The sequence below is a fragment of the Mycobacterium toneyamaense genome (genome assembly GCF_055384815.1).
This window is the reverse complement of record NZ_AP040333.1, coordinates 962,823-982,721: the sequence shown is the minus strand read 5'-3', so window position 1 is coordinate 982,721 and position 19,899 is coordinate 962,823. Positions and strand designations below refer to the sequence as shown.

Below are 19,899 nucleotides of genomic sequence, written 5' to 3'. Positions count from 1 at the left end.
ATGAACATCGGCAACCTGATTCGCGTACACAGCGCCGCGCTGCGCGCACTGCTCGTCCTGACCGTCATCACCGGTCTGGCCTACCCGGTGCTCGTCTGGGCCGTCGCCCAGCTGCCCGGGCTCAAGGACAAGGCCGACGGCTCGCTCGTCACGGCGGGCGGCAAGGTCGTCGGCAGCTCCCTGATCGGCCAGCTCTTCACCGACGCCAAAGGCAATGCGCTGCCGCAGTATTTCCAGAGCCGGCCCTCCAACGCCGGCACCGGATACGACCCGATGGCCAGCGGCGCGGGCAATCTCGGCCCCGAGAGCATCGTCGATGCGGCCAACAAGCCGAGCCTGCTGACCCAGGTGTGCACCCGCAGCTACGCCGTCGCCGAGGCCGAGGGCCTGGACCGCGCCGCAGGCGCCCGTCCGTTCTGCACCGCCGACGGTGTGGGTGCGGTGCTGTCGGTGATCGGCCCCCGGGACGCCACCGGCAACGTCAGCCACCCCACCCAGGTGGTCAGCGTCAACCAGCCGTGCGCCACCACCAAGGTGCCGTTCCTGGCGACGTATGAGGGCGTGCGGGTCGAATGCGCCACGGACGGCGCGGATTACACCGCCGGGCAGATCGTCGCCATCCGCGGCGCGGCGCCCGCCGATCCGCAGGTGCCGGCCGACGCCGTCACCGCCAGCGGCAGTGGCCTGGACCCCGACATCTCGACCGACTACGCCGACCTGCAGGTGGACCGGGTCGCGAAGGCGCGACACCTTTCCGCCGACCAGGTCCGGGCGCTGGTGCGCGACAACACCACCGGCCGCGCCCTGGGCTTCATGGGTGAGCCGCGGGTCAACGTCCTGCAGCTGAATGTCGCGTTGGACCAGAAGTACCCAGCCCGTATTGGATGATGGGAGACATGGGAACGCCGGACAAGCGGGGCGAGCTACGCATCTACCTGGGTGCGGCCCCCGGCGTGGGCAAGACCTTCTCGATGCTCGGCGAGGCGCACCGCCGTCTCGAACGCGGCACCGACGTCGTCGCCGCCGTGGTCGAGACGCACGGTCGCAAGAAGACGGCCGAGGCGATGGAAGGCATCGAACGGATCCCGCCGCGGTTCATCGACTACCGCGGCGGGACGTTCGCCGAGTTGGACGTTCCCGCGGTGCTGGCGCGCCACCCCGAGGTGGTGCTGGTCGACGAACTGGCGCACAGCAATACGCCCGGCAGCAAGAACGCCAAACGCTGGCAGGACGTCGAGGAACTGCTCGACGCCGGCATCACCGTCATCTCCACCGTGAACGTCCAGCACCTGGAAAGCCTCAACGACGTCGTCGCCCAGATCACCGGCATCGAGCAGCAGGAGACGGTGCCGGACTCCGTGGTCCGCAGTGCCGCCCAGATCGAACTGGTCGACATCACCCCGGAAGCCCTGCGCCGCAGGCTCTCCCACGGCAACGTGTACGCACCCGAACGCGTCGACGCGGCGCTGTCCAACTACTTCCGGCAGGGCAACCTGACCGCCCTGCGCGAGCTGGCATTGCTGTGGCTGGCCGACCAGGTCGACGCCGCGCTCGCGAAATACCGCGCCGAGCACAATATTTCGGACACCTGGGAGGCCCGCGAACGCGTGGTCGTGGCGGTCACCGGCGGCCCCGAATCAGAGACCCTGGTGCGGCGCGCGTCGCGCATCGCCTCCAAATCCAGTGCCGAGCTGATGGTGGTGCACGTCGTCCGCGGCGACGGCCTGACGGGCGTGTCCGCCCCGCAGATGGGCAAGGTGCGCGAGCTGACGGCCAGCCTCGGCGCCACCCTGCACACCGTCGTCGGCGGCAGTGACGGTGACGTCCCCAGTGCCCTGTTGGATTTCGCGCGCGAGATGAACGCCACCCAGCTGGTGCTCGGCACCTCGCGGCGGTCGCGGTGGGCCCGGCTCTTCGACGAGGGCATCGGCGCCAAGACCGTTCAGCAGTCCGGCAAGATCGACGTGCACATGGTCACCCATGAGCAGTCCCGTCCCGGCTGGTCGTGGTCGACGGCGACCCGCGGGCAGCGGCACCTGGCGTCGTGGCTTGCCGCGATCGTCGTGCCCGCCGTCATCACCGCCGTCACCGCGCTGCTGGATCCGTTCCTGCACATCGGCGGCGAGAGCGCGGTGTTCTTCATCGGCGTGCTGGTCGTCGCGCTGCTCGGCGGCGTCGCCCCGGCGGCCTTGTCGGCAGTGCTGTCGGGCCTGCTGCTCAACTACTTCTTCGTCGCCCCGCGGTACAGCTTCACCATCGCCGACCCCGACAGCGCCCTGACCATCGTGGTGCTACTGGCGGTCGCGGTCGCCGTCGCCGCGCTGGTCGACGGTGCCGCCAAACGATCCCGGGAAGCCCGGCATGCGTCGCAGGAGGCCGAGCTGCTGGCCCTGTTCGCCGGCAGCGTGCTGCGCGGCGCCGACCTGACCACACTGCTCGAGCGCGTCCGGGAGACGTACGCGCAACGGGCCGTCAGCCTGTTGCACGAGGAGGACGGCATCGTCGCCTGCGTCGGCAAAGAGCCCTGTGTGACAGTCGATTCCGCGGACACCGCCATCGAGGTCAGCGACGACCAATACTGGCTGCTGATGGCCGGCCGCAAGACCGAGGCCCGCGATCGCCGGGTGCTCGGCGCCGTCGCGCGGCAGGCGGCGGGGCTGGTGCGCCAGCGCGCCCTGGCCGAGGAAGCCGGCCGCGCCGAAGCCCTGGCCAAGGCCGACGAGCTGCGCCGCTCCCTGCTGAGCGCCGTCAGCCACGACCTGCGCACCCCACTGGCCGCGGCCAAGGCGGCGGTGTCGAGCCTGCGCAGCGAGGACGTCGGATTCTCGCCCGAGGACACCGCCGAACTGTTGGCCACCATCGAGGAATCGGTCGATCAACTGACCGCGTTGGTGGGCAACCTGCTCGACTCGTCGCGACTGGCCGCCGGGGTGGTGAAGCCGGAGCTGCGGCGGGTGTACATGGAAGAGGTGGTGCAGCGGGCGCTGCTCGGAATCAGCCGCGGAGCAACCGGTTACGCGAACCGCGGGCTCGACCGGGTCAAGGTCGAAGTGGGCGACGCCGTCGCGCTCGCCGATGCGGGCCTGCTCGAGCGGGTGCTGGTCAACCTCATCGACAACGCGCTGCGGTACTCCGCGGGCAGCGTGGTGCGGGTGAATGCCGGGCAGGTCGGCGAGCGGGTGCTCATCACCATCGTCGACGAGGGGCCGGGCATCCCCCGCGGCACCGAAGAGCAACTGTTCGCGCCGTTCCAGCGCCTCGGTGACCATGACAACAGCACCGGTGTGGGACTTGGCCTTTCGGTGGCACGAGGATTTGTCGAAGCAATGGGCGGCACCATCTCTGCCACCGACACCCCCGGCGGCGGGCTGACCGTCGTGGTTGACCTGGCGGCCGCGGGAAAGGATCGGGTGTGACACGGGTTCTGGTCATCGACGACGAACCGCAGATTCTGCGCGCCCTGCGCATCAACCTGTCGGTGCGCGGCTACGACGTGTCTGTCGCGGCCACTGGCGCCGAGGCGCTGAAGTCGGCCGCCGAACACAAGCCCGACGTGGTGATCCTGGACCTCGGCCTGCCCGACATGTCCGGCATCGACGTGCTGGCCGGGCTGCGCGGCTGGCTCACCGCGCCCGTCATCGTGTTGTCCGCGCGCACCGACTCCATGGACAAGGTCGAGGCCCTCGACGCCGGCGCCGACGACTACGTCACCAAGCCGTTCGGCATGGACGAGTTCCTGGCCCGGCTGCGCGCCGCGGTACGCCGTGGCGCGGCCGCGTCCGAGACCGATGAACCCGTCGTAGAGACCTCCTCATTCACGGTCGATCTGGCGGCCAAGCGGGTCACGCGCAGCGGCACCGAGGTGCACCTGACGCCCACCGAGTGGGGCATGTTGGAGATGCTGGTGCGCAACCGCGGGAAGCTAGTGGGCCGCGAGGAGCTGCTCAAGGAGGTGTGGGGGCCGGCCTATGCCAAGGAGACCCACTACCTACGCGTGTATCTCGCGCAGCTGCGCCGCAAGCTCGAGGTCGACCCGTCACACCCCAAACACCTGCTGACCGAGGCCGGGATGGGGTACCGCTTCCAGGAGTAGCGCCGGCGGCCCGAATCCAACGCATTCGAGGCCCCTGGTCATCCCCAGTGCTTAGTCACCCTAGGTATGCGGTACGTCACACGACCGCGCGGAATCGCAGCTCCCCCGTTCGGCTTATACCAGGCAACTGGAACTTCAAGGACGGGGAAAACAACATGAGCGCCATTCGTAACGCGGCCGGCAAGGTGGCATTGACCGCCGTGGCCGCTTTCACGATCATCGCCGGCGCCATCGCCGGCCCGGTCGCGACCGCCAACGCCGCTGACGACTCCTGTGCGAACGTCGAGGTCGTCTTCGCCCGCGGTACCTTCGAAGCCCCCGGCGTCGGAGCCACCGGCCAAGCCTTCGTCGACGCACTGAACGCCCGGATGCCCGGTCGCAACATCGACGCCTACGGCGTGAACTACCCGGCCTCCCTGGACTTCGGTGCCGCCGCTGACGGCGTCGCCGACGCCACCAACCGCATCGAGTCCATCGCCGCCTCGTGCCCCGCCACCAAGATCGTCATCGGCGGCTACTCGCAGGGCGCGGCCGTCGCCGGCTACAGCACCATGAGCAGCGTTCCCGCCGGATTCGCGTTGCCCGCCGGCATCTCCGGCCCGATGCCCGCGTCGGTCGCCTCGCACGTCGCCGCTGTCGTCCTGTTCGGCACCCCGAGCCCGTTCGTGCTGAGCGTCGCCGACCGCAGTGCGCCCGCCATCAACATCGGCGGCGCCTACGCCGGCAAGACCATCCAGCTGTGCGCCCCCGGCGACCCGATCTGTGGCGGCGGCATGGACCGTTCCGCTCACAGCGCCTACAAGTTCAACGGCATGGCCAACCAGGCTGCGGACTTCGTCGCCCGCCAGCTGGGCGCGCCTGCCGCTCCCGCCGCCCCGATGGTCCAGACGTCGGACGACTCAGCCAACTGAATCACCCCCTGCCGACGGCCGGAAGCCAGTCTCACGAGGACTGGTTCCGGCCGTCGGTCTGTCATGACACCGTCGCGCCGGTCGCTCCCGTGACCTTCACTCCATCCCGCGATCGAACTATGGTGAGGTAGTCATATCTCGATAAGCCGAGACAAACAGGGGTGATCAGTAATGAAGGTTTCCACCAAGAACGTGTCGACCTGTGGCTGTCAGTGCAACGCCTGCCGCGACGGACACCACTGCCACAACCGCCCGAACTGCAAGGTCTAGTCAGGATTCTCGACCGTCGACCGTGGGGGTTGACGAGGGATTCGCTTCGGTTTTCCGCGTAGGCCCCCACGCTCGGCGTCAGACCGACAGCGCGATGCCGTCCAGGATGTCGTGCTCGCTGACCACCAATTCCGTGATCCCCGCCCGCTGACCGAATTCGCGGGCCAATTCCTCGACGACGACGGAGCCGCCGCCGATCACCGGCACGCGGCCCGGGTGCATGGGGCCGAGTTCGGCGCGTTGCGCCCGCGGCATCGCGATCAGTTCATCGCACACCTTGACGACATCCGGAATTCCGATGCGGGACAGGTGAATCACCTCGGAGTCGTACTCCGGTAGCCCCAGGGCCAGCGCGGCAACCGTGGTGAACGTGCCGGCCACACCGACCCACGTCCGGGCACCTTCGATGGGCACGACGCCCAGAGCCTCGTCCAGCTTCTCCCGCACCACGGCACGTGCGGCCGCGACCTCGTCGGCGGTGGGCGGGTCGGTCTGCAGGCAGCGCTCGGTGAGCCGGACGCAGCCGATGTTGGCCGAGAAGCTCGCGACCACATCCGCAACCGCGGCACCGGTCCCGCCGAGCACCACTTCGGTCGAGCCGCCACCCAGGTCGACGACCACGAAAGGCCCTGTGGCCGGGTCCAATTCGCCGACGGCGCCGCGGAACGACAGCGCCGCTTCCTCGGTCCCGGTGATCACCTCGGCCACGGCCCCCGGCATCACGCGGCCCAGTTGCCTTGCGGTCATGGCGAAGAACTCGTCGCGGTTGCCGGCGTCGCGCGCCGCGGAGGTCGCGACCATCCGCACCTTGGACACGTCGTGCGCCAGCATCACCTCGACGTAGTCGGCCAACGCAGCTTCGGTCCGGGCGAGCGCTGCGGGCGCGAATTCGCCTGTGGCGTCGACACCTTCACCGAGAGTGACGATCCGCATCTCGCGGTGCACGTCCTGCAACCGGCCGTCGACGACGTCCGCGATGAGCAGACGGATCGAGTTGGTGCCGCAGTCAACAGCAGCGACGCGCCGCACGCCGTCGGCCGCCGCAACGCGCGAACTCACACCCACACCTTCGGATCCAGAATGCCGGCCATCGCCGGTTCGACTGCCAACAATGCCAGCGCCTCGTCACCAAAGGGGTTGAGGCCCGGGCCTTTTGCCAAGGAATGCGCCATCACCACGTGCAGGCACTTCACGCGGTCCGGCATTCCGCCGCCGGAGAACGTCGTCCCCAGCGACTCGATGGCGTCCCGCTCAGCGAGGAACGATTCGTGCGCACGCAGATACGCCGCGCGCAACTCTTCGGAAGCCTGCAGACGCTCGGTCATCTCCCGCATCAGACCCGACGACTCCAGCCGACTGGCGGCAGCCGTCAGCGCCGGATGCGTCAGGTAATACAAAGTGGGAAAAGGGGTCCCGTCGGGCAGCCGCGGCGCGGTCATGACCACACCGGGCTCGCCGTTGGGGCAGCGGTAGGCGATCTCCAGGACACCGCGCGGCTCCCGCCCCAGTTGGGCCGCAACGGCTTCGAGATCAGCAGCGTCAACCACCGGGCGGCGCCTGAGGTGCGGGCACATCGGTCGGGGGCACGTCAGTGTCCGGGGTGACCCCGTCCGGGCCAGGCGGGACCACGGCCGGAGCCGGCGTCAGTCCGTGCGGCTGATCGGCAATGGTGTGCCACAGCGCGGTGTACCAGGGCTGGTTACTCTTGGCGGTGGGCGACGGCGCCGGCGCGACGGGGGTCGTAACGGCACCGGGAGGCAGTTGCACCTGATACGGGATATCCCCCGGCATCACGAAGCCCAACCGCTCACGGGCCTGCGCGGCGATGTACACCGGGTCGGCCAGCTTCACCTTCTGCTGCTCCAAATTGGCTATCTGCGAACGTAATTGGGATTCAGCAGCGGCCAGCTGCTGCATCTCGGTGCGCTGGGCGAAGAACGTGCGCACCGGTCCGGCGATGGTCAGGGTCAGCACGCACACCACGACGGCGAGAATCGCCGCCCGCCGCGCCGCTGACCCCAGCCGCTGCTCGGCATGGTGCTCGACCGACTCCGCGTACGCCTGACGGATGGGCTCGGTGACCGGAACCGGCAGATTGTCCGGGACCCGCCGCGGCTCGGCCTTGGGCCGGTTACCCGCCTTGGCGGCCGACGTGCCGGCCCCGGCACGCCCCCGCTTCGCCTCGCCGGGCTTGGCGGGACGAGAGGCGGGGGAACGCCGTTTGGGATCGGCCATATCGGAAGGTCAGACCCGCGAAACTACTTGGCTTCCACCGCGAAACGCGGGAAGGCCAGGTCGCCCGCGTAGCGCGCGGCGTCGCCGAGGGTCTCCTCGATGCGCAGCAGCTGGTTGTACTTGGCGACGCGCTCGCTGCGGGCCGGGGCACCGGTCTTGATCTGGCCGCAGCTGCAGGCGACGGCCAGGTCGGCGATGGTGGTGTCCTCGGTCTCGCCACTGCGGTGGCTCATCATCGACTTGTAGCCGGCGGCGTGCGCCAGGGCGACAGCGTCCAAAGTCTCGGTGAGCGTGCCGATCTGGTTCACCTTCACCAGCAGCGCGTTGGCGGCACCCTTCTCGATGCCCTCCTCCAGCCGCTCCGGGTTGGTGACGAACAGGTCGTCGCCGACGAGCTGGACGCGGTCACCGATGGCGTTGGTCAGCGCGACCCAGCCGTCCCAGTCGTCCTCCGACAGCGGGTCCTCGATGGACACCAGCGGGAACGCATCGAGCAGCGAGGCGTAGAACTCGGCCATCTGCTCGGCGGTGCGGGTCTGCTTCTCGAAGGCGTAACCCGTTCCGTCGGTGTAGAACTCGGTGGCCGCGACGTCCAGGGCCAGCGCCACGTCGCTGCCCAGCTTGAGGCCGGTGGCGTCGATGGCGGTGCTGATCAGCTCGAGCGCGGCATGGGTGCCGGCAACGTCGGGCGCGAAACCGCCCTCGTCACCGAGGCCCGTCGCCAGACCCTGCTTCTTGAGCACCGACTTGAGCGAGTGGTAGACCTCGGCGCCCCAGCGCAGCGATTCCTTGAAGGTGGGGGCACCGATCGGGGCGACCATGAACTCCTGGACGTCGACACCGGTGTCGGCGTGCGCGCCACCGTTGAGGATGTTCATCATCGGCACCGGCAGGATGTGGGCGTTCGGGCCGCCGATGTACCGGAACAGCGGCAGGCCGGCCGAGTCGGCAGCGGCCTTGGCCACGGCCAGCGAGACGCCGAGGATGGCGTTGGCGCCGAGGCGCGACTTGTCCGGCGTGCCGTCCAGGTCCAGCAGCGCCTGGTCGATGATGCGCTGGTCGTCGGCGGCCTGGCCGATGACGGCGGGAGCGATCTCGTCGAGCACGGCCTCGACGGCCTTCTCGACACCCTTGCCGAGGTAACGCGCGCCGCCGTCGCGCAGTTCGACAGCCTCGTGCTCACCGGTCGACGCACCCGACGGCACCGCCGCGCGAGCGAAGGTTCCATCGGTCAGAGCGACCTCGACCTCGACCGTCGGATTTCCCCGAGAGTCGAGAATCTCGCGGGCTCCGACCTGTTCGATGATTGGCACTTGGGTCTCCCTCTGGCGTCACGGACTCGTGCGAACGCCCATCAGCCTAAACGGTGCCCGTAGTAGAAGTGCGGCAGCTACCGGTACCTATCGCAACCTATCGCTGGTGCCCGTTGGCATACGCCGTCGCCCAGTCCCGCACGGCGCGCGCGTAGTCGTCGGACAGGTTGTAGGCGTGCAGCGCGTCCATCCAGCCGTGCGGGCTGGACAGATCCTTGCCGCGGTAGCAGAGATAACCCGCCGCCGACAGCGCCGCGTCGTCGATGTTGTCGGGGCTGGCGAACCCGGTGTTGTTTGCGTCGACGCCGTACAACCGCCACGTGTCCGGGATGAACTGCATGGGCCCCATGGCGCGGTCGACGGCGTCGTCGCTGTCCATGCTGCCGGAGTCGGAGTCCGGAATCCGCAGGTTGTTCATGGTGCCGTCGAGTGGCACGCCGCGGATCGGGGGCGTGACGTCACCGTTCGGGGCGATGGTCGCGCCGCGGTAGGTGCCGTGGTGGCTCTCGACCATCCCGATGCCGGCCAGCGTCGTCCACGCGATGTGGCACTTGGGGTTCTCGACCTCGGCCACGCGCGCGGCGTACCCGTAGGCCTCCAGTGCCATGACCGGAATGCCCAGCGGCGGTGCCAGATGCTCGGCCCAGTCACGCAGCTGGTCCGCGCCCCGACCCTTCACATGGGTGTTGATCGGGGGCACCGCGGGCCCGGGCGGCGGCGGCACTCCGCGCAGGTAGCCGGGCTGAAATGAGCAGCTCGAGGCCATCAGGAGCGCCGTCGCGAGGACAACAGCGCTCGCCCGCAGCCAACGCGCTCGCAACACCGGTACTCCCCTATACCCAGAGATTGTCGACGGATTCGTCGCCCGTCATCGTCGCATGCCGAGCTGAGTGCACCCCGAAGCGCAAGCTTTCCGGCACGAAGGTACGGCGGTCACCCATCCGCTGATAAGGTTGGCTTGCCTTGCTTTGGCAAGGCAAACCTGTGTTGCCGTTTAGTCTATCTAAGGATTGCGGATGACCACCACTTTCGCGGTCTCGACATCGCTGGTCGCCGCAGGCCCGGGCATTTCTTCACAGCTATTTGGCAGCTTGCTGATCGGCCTTCGTGAAGGCCTCGAAACTGCGATCGTCGTCACCATCCTCATCGCCTTCCTCGTGAAGTCCGACCGCCGCGACGCCCTCAAGTGGGTGTGGCTCGGGGTCGCCGCCGCCATCGCGATGACCATCGGCGTTTTCCTGTCCATCCAGCTCAGCGAGAACACCATCTCCGGCCTGGCAGCCGAGGCCATCGCCGGCGTCGCCTCCCTGGTGGCGGTGATCATCGTCACGACCATGGTGCTGTGGATGCGCAAGGCCGCCGCCACCATCTCCGGCGAACTGCGCAGCGACATGGCGCGCGCCCTGGAGACCGGCGGGATGGCCGTCGCCACCCTGGCCTTCCTGGCCGTCGGCCGCGAGGGCGTCGAGACGGCACTGTTCATGGTCGGCTACGCCAACGCGTCAACCGCGTGGCCGTTGGCCGGACTCGTGATCGGCCTGCTCATCGCCGTCGTCGTCGCCTACGGCATGTACGCCGGCGCGGTGCGGATCAACCTGGCGAAGTTCTTCAAGTACACCGGCGCGTTCCTCGTCGTCGTCGCCGCGGGCATCCTGTCGTACGCCATCCACGCGCTGCAGACCGTCGGCTGGCTGCCCGGGCTGGGCGCCAAGGCCTTCGACATGACCGGCGCCTTCAACTGGTCGTCGTGGTACGGCCAGGTGATCCAGGGCGTCTTCAACATCAGCCCCGCCCCCTCGATCCTGCAGTTCGTCTGCTGGCTGGCGTACCTCGTGGTCGTCCTGACGCTGTTCCTGCGACCCGTCGCAGCCAAACCCGCCCCTGCTGCCACCCTCGAAAGGTCCGCCAAGTGAATCTCGCTGCCCTGAACGTCAAGACCGGCGTAGCTGCATCGGTAGCCCTGCTCGCCGGCCTGACCGCGGTCTCCGCGTGCTCGTCCAAGACGGACGAGAACAAGTCCGCCTCCGGCGAGATCACCGTGACCGCGACCGATGATGCCTGCAAGCTGTCGGCAACGTCGGCCAAGACGGGCCCGAGCACCTTCGTCGTCACCAACAACGGCACCAAGGTCACCGAGTTCTACGTCTACGGCCCCGGCGACAAGGTCATGGGCGAGATCGAGAACGTCTCCCCCGGCCTGCAGCGCAAGCTGATCGTGCAGCTGCCCGAAGCCGGCACCTACAAGACCGCGTGCAAGCCCGGCATGGTCGGCGACGGCATCCGCGGCGACTTCACCGTCACCGGCGACACCGTCAAGATCGACGACACCGGCAAGTTCAAGGAAGCCGCGGACTTCTACAAGAAGTACGTCGTCGAGCAGACCACCGCGCTGGTGCCCGCGACCGAGGCCTTCGCCGCCGCCGTGAAGAAGGGTGACGTCGCCGGCGCCAAGGCGCAGTACCCGAAGGCCCGCACCTTCTACGAGCGCATCGAGCCGGTCGCCGAGTCGTTCCCCGACGACCTGGACCCGCGGATCGACCTGCGTGAAGCCGACGTCAAGCCGGGCGACAAGTGGACCGGCTTCCACGTGCTGGAGAAGCAGCTGTGGGTCACCGGACTGCAGCCCGACGCCAATGCCCTGGCCGACCAGCTGGTCGCCGACGTCAAGGAGCTCGACGCGGGCGTCAAGGATCCGAAGTGGACCATCGACTCCACCAAGATCGCCGGCGGCGCGCAGGAGCTGCTGGACGAGATCGCCAAGACCAAGATCACGGGTGAAGAAGACATTTTCAGCCACACCGACCTCTGGGACATCCAGGCCAACATCGAGGGCTCGCGCACCGCGGTCGGCTCGGTCGACCCGATCCTCGACGAGCGCAACCCGCAGCTGGGCAAGGACGTCGAGGCGGCCTTCGACAACGTCCAGAAGCTGCTGGACAAGTGGCGCCAGGGCGACGGCTTCATCTCCTACGACAAGGTGACCGAGCCTGAGCGGCAAGAACTTTCGCGCGCCGTCGACGCTTTGAGCAAGGAGGTCAGCGAGGTGCAGGGTGTCGTCGCCAAGCAGTGAGCCCAAGCCCACTGAGCCGGCCGTGACCGAGTCCGGTGGGCTCAGCCGGCGCAAGCTCTTCGGCGCCGCCGGGGTGACGGCTGCCGTCGTCGGCGCCGCCGCCACCGGTGCGCTGGCCGGCCGCTCCTCCGCGGCCGTCGTCGAGGACACCCTGGGTAGGCCGGTGCCGTTCCGCGGCACCCACCAGGCGGGCATCGTCACCGCGGCGCAGGACCGCATGCACTTCGCCACCTTCGACGTTACGACGGACAAGAAGGCCGACGTCGTGGCAATGCTGAAGAAGTGGACCGAGATGGCCGAGCGCATGACGCTCGGCGAGGAGGCCGTCGCCCACGGGGCCATCGGGCTCAATCCGTACGCCCCGCCGGCGGATACCGGTGAGGCCCTTGGCCTTTCGCCCTCTGCGTTGACCCTCACCATCGGCTTCGGCCCCACGTTCTTCCGCAAGGACGGCAAGGACCGGTTCGGCATCGACGGGCAGCGGCCGGCGCATCTGGTCGACCTGCCCAAGTTCCGCAACGAGACGCTCGACCCGAAGCGGTGCGGCGGCGACATCGTCGTGCAGGCCTGCGCCAACGACCCGCAGGTCGCCGTGCACGCCATCCGCAACCTGGCCCGCGTCGGCTTCGGCACGGTCGCGGTGCGGTACTCGCAGCTGGGGTTCGGCCGCACGTCGTCGACCACGCGGAACCAGTCCACACCGCGAAACCTGTTCGGGTTCAAGGACGGAACCAACAACCTCAAGGCCGAGGACACGTCGGCCATCGACAAGCACGTCTGGGTCGCGGGTGGCGACGGACCGGCCTGGATGACGGGCGGGTCGTACCTGATCAGCCGACGCATCCGGATGCTCATCGAATCCTGGGACCGCACGGTGCTGGCGGAGCAGGAGCGGGTCATCGGGCGGCAGAAGGGCAACGGCGCACCCAACGGGTACACCGACGAATTCACCCCACTGGACTTCGACAGCAAGGGTGCCGACGGCGAACCGATGGTCGCCCTCGACTCACACGTACGGTTGGCCTCCCCCGAGGCCAACAAGGGGGCGCAGATTCTGCGCCGCGGCTACAACTTCACCGACGGCTCAGACGGTTTCGGCCATCTGGACGCCGGCCTGTTCTTCATCGCGTTCGTCCGCAACCCGGCCGAATCGTTCATCCCGATGCAGCGGTCGTTGTCCGACAACGACGCCCTCAACGAATACATCACGCACACCGGCAGCGGCATCTTTGCCTGCCCGCCGGGTGTGCGTGATGGTTCGTCGGATTACTGGGGTTCGACGCTCTTCGGCTGAGCGTCGGCCTGGTCCGCGGTGCGGTAGCGGTTGTAGAACACGAACGCCGCGACCGCGGCCGCAGCACCGATCACGCCCCACAGCGCGATCTGGAAGACCAGCGATCCGAACAGGAAGTCGTAGGCCAGCGTCAGGTACAGCGACCAGGCGACGCGGTAGCCCGACCAGAAGGCCAGCAGGCCGGTGCTGATCGCGATGATCAGGCTCTGCTGGCGGTCGAAGCGGTTGACGTGCTGTTCGATTGCGGCGGGGAGCTTCACGGTGTTTCCTTTCGTTGGACGCTCGTTGTCGGCGTCGTTGGAGCAATCACACCGGGGTGGCTCGGCTACCGATCCCAAGTTCCGGGCCCGCCGCCGACGCGAGTGTGCGCACAGATCGCAGATCCGGCGGCTGAGGCGCGCTAGCTGCACATTCGCGGTCGAGCTCGCGCGGAGTCAACCGGCGCGGCCCGAGGTGTTCCGCCAGCGCAGCGGCGGGGCCCCGAACCGCCGGGCTGATGGCGGTGACCCAAAAGGCGCCGCTGGCATCGACTTTCGGTGACACGGTGACGGCGCCGGCCTGGCGGGTCAAGCCGTCGTGGTACCAGGTGTCCACACAGGACCGCATGATCCACCCCGACAACGAACGCCGTATGGCGGAGCGCATGAACCCGCGCAAGATCATCGAACTGGACGCCAGCCACGCGTCGCTGGCTTCACAGGCGGCGGCCGTGGCCGACCTCATCGACGAGGCCGCGACTCAGTCGGCCTGAACCGGCCAGTGCTCCCGCCACTCATCCTCTGACACTGCACCCAGCGGTGCCGCATCCAACTCCACCGCCACTTCGTCGCCGCGGCGGGCGGCGACGATGCGGCGCTCGGCCTCCCGCACCGTGTCGATGAACTCCAGAGCCACTGTGCGCAAAGCACTCTCGGCGTCGAAGTCAGGTGCCAGGGTCACCGAGGTGAGTCCGGCCGGAAGCAGATCGGACGGCAAACCGGCCGTGCCGGCCCGTTCGATCAGCTTCTGCGCCAGGGCCAGCGCCGGCAGTGCCGTCGGCACCTCGTCCATGCACGACGTCCGCGCAGCCTTCTCGAGCGCTTTGCGCTCCTCCCACTGCGCAATCTGGTCTTCCAGCGAGATCTCTTGTCCGGCAAGCACTGCCGGTACGCGGTTGCCGAGCTTGCGGATCAGGGTGTCGGCCACGTCGTCGATGCCGAACGGGTGCAGGGGCGCGTCTTCGGCAATGCGGGCGTGAAACAGCACCTGCAGCAACACATCCCCGAGTTCCTCGCGGACGTCGTCGGCGTTGCCGCCCCGCACGGCGTCGAACAGTTCGTAGGTCTCCTCCAGCAGATATCGGCGCAGCGAGTCGTGCGTCTGCTCGCTCTCCCACGGGCCGTTGGTGCGCAGCTTGTCCATCATCGTGACGGCGTCGATGAGCCGCTCGCCCGGCTGCGAACTGTCCGCCGCGATCAGCTTCTCACCGGCCGCGAGCCGCGCCCGCACCTGCGGATGCTCCGGATCGGACGACAACAGCACCGGTGCCGGATTGTCGGCGTCGCCGTAGGCCGGCCGGCCCGACGGCAACGACCACGGCACCTTGACCGGCAGTTCCTCGGTGTACTGCACGTCGCCGGTGAGCAGCACGAGCGCGTCGATCGGCATCAGCGAGGGGCGGCGCGGATCGACCAGGACGACCGTCATGTGCGATCCGCCTCTGCCACCGCGCTACCTCCCAGGTCGGTGATATCAACTTCACCTGCCGCTTTCCCGTCGAGCACCAGCAGCAAACCCGCCACCGCACGCGCCAGCTCCAGGTCCCGGATACGCGGTGCCCCGACCCCGGCACCGGCCCGCGGAATCGGGATCTGCACCGTCGACGTGGTGGCCCGGTACGTCGCGCCGGGATACATCCGCTTGAGCCGCAGCTGCCCCGAGTCCATGAGCGTCAGCGGCGTCAGCCGGATGGTCGAGTCCGAGATCGCGCTCACCTCGGTGACGCCGTACTCGCGGCACAGCAGCCGCAGGCGCGCCACCGCGACGAGGCGCTGCGCGGGTTCGGGCAGCGGTCCGTAGCGGTCCACCAACTCCTCGACCACCGACGCCACCGCCGCGTGGTCGGACGCCGCAGCCATCCGGCGGTAGGCCTCGAGCCGCAGCCGGTCGCTGCCGATGTAGTCCGGCGGCAGGTGGGCGTCGATCGGCAGGTCGACCCGCACCTCCTTCGGTTCCTCCACGGCTGCAATGGTTTTGCCGTCCACGGCGGCCCGGTAGGCCTCGACGGCCTCACCGACCAGCCGGACGTACAGGTCGAAGCCGACGCCCGCGACGTGCCCGGACTGTTCGACACCGAGCACGTTGCCCGCGCCGCGGATCTCGAGGTCCTTCATCGCCACCGCCATACCGGCGCCCAGATCGTTGTTCTGGGCGATGGTCGCCAGCCGGTCGTGCGCGGTCTCGGTGAGCGGCACCTCGGGCGGGTACAGGAAATATGCGTAACCACGCTCGCGGCTGCGGCCGACGCGGCCCCGCAGCTGGTGCAGCTGCGACAGGCCGAACGTGTCGGCCCGCTCCACGATCAGGGTGTTGGCGTTCGAAATGTCAAGGCCCGTCTCGACAATCGTGGTGCACACCAGGATGTCGTATTCGCGGTTCCAGAAGCCCTCGACGGTCTTCTCCAGCATCTCCTCGGGCATCTGCCCGTGCGCGACCACGACGCGCGCCTCCGGCACCAGCTGACGCACCCGCGCGGCCGCGTTGTCGATCGACTTCACCCGGTTGTGGATATAGAACGCCTGCCCGTCCCGCAGCAGCTCGCGTCGCAGCGCCGCGGCGACCTGCTTGTCGTCATGCGGCCCAACGTAAGTCAGCACCGGGAAGCGTTCCTCGGGCGGCGTCAGAATCGTCGACATCTCCCGGATGCCCGCGAGGCTCATCTCCAGCGTGCGCGGGATCGGGGTGGCGCTCATCGTCAGCACGTCGACGTGCGTGCGCATCGACTTGATGTGCTCCTTGTGCTCGACGCCGAACCGCTGTTCCTCGTCGACGATCACCAGACCCAGATCTTTCCACGTCACGCCAGTCGCCAGCAGCCGGTGCGTGCCGATCACCACGTCGACCGAGCCGTCCTTCAAACCCTCGACCACCAAACGGGATTCGGCCGGATCGGTGAACCGGGACAGGCCCTTGACCGTCACCGGGAAGCCCGCCATGCGCGCGGTGAAGGTCTGCAGATGCTGGTCGGCCAGCAGCGTCGTCGGCACCAGCACCGCGACCTGCTTGCCGTCCTGCACGGCCTTGAACGCCGCGCGGACCGCGATCTCGGTCTTGCCGTAGCCGACGTCACCGCAGATGACCCGGTCCATCGGGACCGGCTTCTCCATGTCGGCCTTGACCTCGGTGATCGCGGTCAACTGGTCCATGGTCTCAGTGAAGCCGAACGCGTCCTCCATCTCGGCCTGCCACGGGGTGTCCGGCGCAAATGCGTGGCCCGGCGCGGACTGCCGCTTGGCATACAGCGACACCAATTCGCCGGCAATCTCACGAACCGCCTTGCGCGCCTTGGTCTTCGTGTTGGTCCAGTCGCTGCCGCCGAGCCGGCTCAGCGTGGGCTCGGTGCCGCCGACATAGCGCGACAGCTGATCCAGCGAATCCATCGGCACGTACAACCGGTCGGAACCGCCACCGCGTTTGGCCGACGCGTACTCCAGCACCAGGTACTCACGCCGGGCGCCCCCGACCACACGCTCGGTCATCTCGACGAACTTGCCGATGCCGTGCTGATCGTGCACCACCAGGTCGCCGGCCGTCAACGCCAGCGGGTCGACGACGTTGCGCCGTTTGGCGGCAAGCCTTTTCCCCTCGGTGACCGTGGCCCGGTTACCCGTCAGGTCAGTCTCCGTGATGATCACGAGGTTGACGCCGGCCAGCACCAGACCGTCGTGCAGCGGGCCCTTGAGCACACCGACGACACCAGGCTTCGGCACCTCGCCGGGCTCCAACATCGTTGCGGCGACGTCGGATTCGCCGAGTTGCTCGACCACGCGGTGTGCGGTACCGGTGCCCGGTGTGACCACCGCGGCGAGCCCGCCGGTGGCGATGTGCGCCCGCAGCATCGCGAAAATCTCTTCGAGGCTCTGCTGGCTGCGCGCCGACGGCGCCGGCCGGATGTCGAGCTCCCGCGCCGACTCGTTGGCCAGCTGGCTCAGCGTCCACCACGGGTGGCCGCCGGCGGCCGCGGATTCACGGACCTCAACGAAGTCCCGGAAGCCCGAACCGCCGAGCTGCTCGATGTCGATCGGCGCGTCGCCGCCCACGGCGGCCACCGACCACGACGCCTCCAGGAACTCGCGGCCGGTCTTGATCAGGTCGGCCGCGCGGGTCCGCACCTTCTCCGGATCGCAGATCAGCAGCGGCGCACCGGCCGGGAGCCGGTCGGTGAGCAGCGCCAGTTCGCCGGGGCGCAACACCGGCAGCAGCGCCTCCATGCCGTCGACCGGAATGCCCTCGGCGAGCTTGGCCATCATGTCGGCGACGCTGCCGGTCACCTGGTTGTCGCTACTGGGCAGGCCCGCGCCGATCTCGGCGGCGCGTTCGCGGACGTCCGCGGTCAGCAGCAGTTCACGGCACGGCATCGCGATCACGGTGTCGACGGCGATCTCGGGGATGGACCGCTGGTCGGCCACCGAGAACATCCGCATCTCGGTGACCTCGTCGCCCCAGAACTCGACGCGCACGGGGTGCTCGGCAGTCGGGGTGAAAACGTCGAGAATGCCTCCGCGGACCGCGAATTCGCCGCGCTTGCCCACCATGTCGACGCGCGTGTAGGCCAGCTCGACCAGCCGCGCGACGGTGTCGTCGAAGTCGGCCTCGCCGCCGACGGTCAGCGTCACGGGTTCGGCGTCGGTCACCCCGCCGGCCAGCGGCTGCAGCAGCGACCGGGCCGTGGTGACCACCACGCGCAGCGGCGGACCGAGGCGGGCGTCATCAGGCAGCGCCAACCGGCGCAGCACCGTCAGCCGGGCACCCACGGTGTCGACGCCGGGCGAGAGCCGCTCGTGCGGCAGCGTCTCCCACGACGGGAACAACGCCACGGCGTCGCCGTGGACAGCCCGCAGTTCGGCGGTGAGATCGTCGGCCTCGCGACCGGTGGCCGTGACGACCAGCACCGGGCCCGCGGCGGCCAGCGCGGCCGCGACCGGGAGCCGTGCGCTGACCGGGCCCACCAGAGCCTGCTCGGCGACACCCTCAGCGGCCTGCCGCGTCAATTCCTGCAGGCCAGGATCGGTGAGTGCGAGTTGGACGAGCCCCGCCAACGGGGTTTGGATCGATTGCTGCCCCGGGGAGGTCATGATGCCTCTGATTGTAGTTCGCAGGACTTCGTCAATATTGGGCACCGTCCCGTCAAGGGATCGTCAACGCGGCGCTCAGCGGCCGATTCGGGGCGCAGGGTGGATCCATGACACTGCTCGACATCCTGCCGTCCCTGCGGGGCGCCATGCGTCCGCGCATCGACACCGCCATCTGGCCGCTGACCACCCAGGTCGACGCCCGGGGCCGACTCTGCGTCGGGTCGGTCGCGCTCACCGACGTGGCCGACGAGTTCGGCACGCCCGCATACGTTCTGGATGAGGCCGACTTCCGCAAGCGGGCGCAGCACTACCGTGCCACGTTGCGCGGTGTCGAGGTCGTCTACGCCGCCCAGTCCCTGCTGACCAGGACCGTTGCCGGTTGGGTGCACGAAGCCGGCCTCGGCATGGCGGTGTGTTCAACGGCCGAGCTGGCCACGGCGCTCGCCGGCGGCATGGACCCGGCGCGCATCGTCGTCCACGGCAGCGGCAAGTCGGTCGACGAACTGGCCACCGCCGCGGGCGCCGGCGTCGGCCGCATCGTGCTGGACTGCCCCATCGAGATGGCCTACCTGGCCGGCGTCGCGCGCCGGCGGCAGGCCGTGCTGCTGCAGGTCCGGCCCGGTATCGACGTGCTGCCGACCGTCCGTCGCGCACTGGCCACGCCGCAACTGCCGCTGGCCGGGCTGTACTGCAATCTCGGCACGCAGATCGCCGAACCGGAGGTCTACGTCGAAGCCGTCCGCGGCCTCGTCGACACCATGACCGATGTGCGCGCCGCCCACGGCGTGGTGCTCACCGAGCTGAACATCGGCGGCGGCCACGCCATCGCCTACCGCACCGGGGAACCCGAACTCGACGTGCCGGCCCTGGCCGATTTCCTGGAAGACGCCGTCGACGCCGCGTGCGCCGCCAACCGGTTCCCCCGTCCCCGGCTCGTCGTCGAACCCGGCCGGGCGATCAGCGGCCGCGCCGGCGTGACGCTGCACCGCGTGCAATCGGTGTCGGCCCGCACCGACGGCCGCGCCGTCGTCACCGTCGACGGCAGCCACCCACATTCCGCACCGGTTGCGAATTACACTGTCGCCCTTGCCAATCGGCACCCGCTCGGGCCCACGCGGCCGTCCACCGTCGTCGGCCGCGACGGCTCCGTCATCGCCGACGATCTCGACCTGCCCGACGACGTCCACCCCGGCGATCTGCTCGCCACCGCGTGCACCGGCGCCTACCACCACAGCATGGCGTCGAACTTCACCATGACGACGCGGCCGCCCGTCATTGCCGTGTGCGACCGCCGGGTCCGGGCACTGATCCGCCGCGAGACCACCGCGGACCTGCTGCTGCGCGACTGCGGCTGACGGTGGAATTCCCGTCTACGACAGC

At 68.9% G+C, this 19,899-nt stretch carries 16 protein-coding genes and 1 pseudogene; 9 read left to right on the top strand and 8 right to left on the bottom strand.

Translation table 11 applies throughout. The annotated features are described in order from the left end of the window. The 4 genes from ACZ5IQ_RS04680 to ACZ5IQ_RS04665 all read left to right on the top strand — a co-directional run bounded on the left by ACZ5IQ_RS04680 (nt 1) and on the right by ACZ5IQ_RS04665 (nt 5,004). Complete coding sequence (locus tag ACZ5IQ_RS04680) at nt 1-888, top strand: potassium-transporting ATPase subunit C (protein WP_464480900.1); 888 nt, start codon at nt 1-3, stop codon at nt 886-888. Next, nucleotides 888-3,416 carry a DUF4118 domain-containing protein gene (locus ACZ5IQ_RS04675; protein WP_464480899.1) on the top strand — a complete coding sequence of 843 codons (2,529 nt, stop codon included), beginning with the start codon at nt 888-890 and terminating at the stop codon, nt 3,414-3,416. Before ACZ5IQ_RS04680 ends, ACZ5IQ_RS04675 begins: the two co-directional genes overlap by 1 nt. Beyond that, nucleotides 3,413-4,093: a response regulator gene (locus ACZ5IQ_RS04670; protein ID WP_212812864.1), complete on the top strand. Its 681-nt coding sequence runs from the start codon at nt 3,413-3,415 to the stop codon at nt 4,091-4,093. The genes ACZ5IQ_RS04675 and ACZ5IQ_RS04670 overlap by 4 nt, the downstream gene beginning before the upstream one ends. Nucleotides 4,094-4,248: 155 nt before the next feature. After that, a complete protein-coding gene (locus tag ACZ5IQ_RS04665; protein WP_133427960.1) occupies nt 4,249-5,004 on the top strand; it encodes a cutinase family protein in 756 nt (251 codons plus the stop codon). A 348-nt stretch (nt 5,005-5,352) separates the two neighbouring features. On the opposite strand, the gene ACZ5IQ_RS04660 is transcribed toward ACZ5IQ_RS04665, so the two are convergent. The 5 genes from ACZ5IQ_RS04660 to ACZ5IQ_RS04640 all read right to left on the bottom strand — a co-directional run bounded on the left by ACZ5IQ_RS04660 (nt 5,353) and on the right by ACZ5IQ_RS04640 (nt 9,645). Beyond that, nucleotides 5,353-6,333, bottom strand: a complete 981-nt coding sequence (locus ACZ5IQ_RS04660; RefSeq protein WP_464480898.1) for a Ppx/GppA phosphatase family protein — start codon at nt 6,331-6,333, stop codon at nt 5,353-5,355. Beyond that, complete coding sequence (locus ACZ5IQ_RS04655; RefSeq protein ID WP_073694402.1) at nt 6,330-6,821, bottom strand: DUF501 domain-containing protein; 492 nt, start codon at nt 6,819-6,821, stop codon at nt 6,330-6,332. Before ACZ5IQ_RS04655 ends, ACZ5IQ_RS04660 begins: the two co-directional genes overlap by 4 nt. Beyond that, nucleotides 6,814-7,509: an FtsB family cell division protein gene (locus ACZ5IQ_RS04650; RefSeq protein ID WP_073694401.1), complete on the bottom strand. Its 696-nt coding sequence runs from the start codon at nt 7,507-7,509 to the stop codon at nt 6,814-6,816. Before ACZ5IQ_RS04650 ends, ACZ5IQ_RS04655 begins: the two co-directional genes overlap by 8 nt. A 23-nt stretch (nt 7,510-7,532) precedes the next feature. Next, nucleotides 7,533-8,822 carry a phosphopyruvate hydratase gene (eno, locus tag ACZ5IQ_RS04645; RefSeq protein ID WP_020099115.1) on the bottom strand — a complete coding sequence of 430 codons (1,290 nt, stop codon included), beginning with the start codon at nt 8,820-8,822 and terminating at the stop codon, nt 7,533-7,535. Between the two features lie 97 nt (nt 8,823-8,919). Next, nucleotides 8,920-9,645, bottom strand: a complete 726-nt coding sequence (locus ACZ5IQ_RS04640; protein ID WP_318986711.1) for a lytic transglycosylase domain-containing protein — start codon at nt 9,643-9,645, stop codon at nt 8,920-8,922. 193 nt (nt 9,646-9,838) lie between these two features. Here ACZ5IQ_RS04640 and efeU point away from each other — a divergent pair, with 193 nt between their 5' ends. The 3 genes from efeU to efeB are packed head-to-tail and all read left to right on the top strand — an operon-like array spanning nt 9,839 to nt 13,186. Then, entirely contained in the window at nt 9,839-10,735 is an 897-nt protein-coding gene (gene efeU, locus ACZ5IQ_RS04635; RefSeq protein WP_318986712.1) for an iron uptake transporter permease EfeU, read from the top strand. After that, a complete protein-coding gene (gene efeO, locus ACZ5IQ_RS04630; RefSeq protein WP_318986713.1) occupies nt 10,732-11,892 on the top strand; it encodes an iron uptake system protein EfeO in 1,161 nt (386 codons plus the stop codon). The genes efeU and efeO overlap by 4 nt, the downstream gene beginning before the upstream one ends. Continuing rightward, on the top strand, nt 11,873-13,186 hold the full coding sequence (gene efeB, locus ACZ5IQ_RS04625; protein WP_464480897.1) for an iron uptake transporter deferrochelatase/peroxidase subunit: 1,314 nt from the start codon (nt 11,873-11,875) through the stop codon (nt 13,184-13,186). The genes efeO and efeB overlap by 20 nt, the downstream gene beginning before the upstream one ends. On the opposite strand, the gene ACZ5IQ_RS04620 is transcribed toward efeB, so the two are convergent. After that, a complete protein-coding gene (locus ACZ5IQ_RS04620) occupies nt 13,159-13,446 on the bottom strand; it encodes a hypothetical protein (RefSeq protein ID WP_073694396.1) in 288 nt (95 codons plus the stop codon). The genes efeB and ACZ5IQ_RS04620 overlap by 28 nt on opposite strands. A gap of 218 nt (nt 13,447-13,664) precedes the next feature. Here ACZ5IQ_RS04620 and ACZ5IQ_RS04615 point away from each other — a divergent pair. Then, nucleotides 13,665-13,937 (top strand): annotated as a pseudogene (locus ACZ5IQ_RS04615) (alpha/beta hydrolase); the annotation flags it as partial. Here the strand turns inward: ACZ5IQ_RS04615 and ACZ5IQ_RS04610 are convergent. Next, nucleotides 13,925-14,872 (bottom strand): nucleoside triphosphate pyrophosphohydrolase, encoded by a 948-nt coding sequence (locus ACZ5IQ_RS04610; protein ID WP_464480896.1) that lies wholly within the window; start codon nt 14,870-14,872, stop codon nt 13,925-13,927. The pseudogene ACZ5IQ_RS04615 and the gene ACZ5IQ_RS04610 overlap by 13 nt on opposite strands. Then, on the bottom strand, nt 14,869-18,519 hold the full coding sequence (gene mfd / locus ACZ5IQ_RS04605; RefSeq protein ID WP_464480895.1) for a transcription-repair coupling factor: 3,651 nt from the start codon (nt 18,517-18,519) through the stop codon (nt 14,869-14,871). The genes ACZ5IQ_RS04610 and mfd overlap by 4 nt, the downstream gene beginning before the upstream one ends. Before the next feature lie 107 nt (nt 18,520-18,626). On the opposite strand from mfd, the gene ACZ5IQ_RS04600 reads away from it, so the two are divergent. After that, nucleotides 18,627-19,874 (top strand): diaminopimelate decarboxylase family protein, encoded by a 1,248-nt coding sequence (locus ACZ5IQ_RS04600; protein ID WP_406802047.1) that lies wholly within the window; start codon nt 18,627-18,629, stop codon nt 19,872-19,874. Nucleotides 19,875-19,899 lie beyond the last annotated feature (25 nt).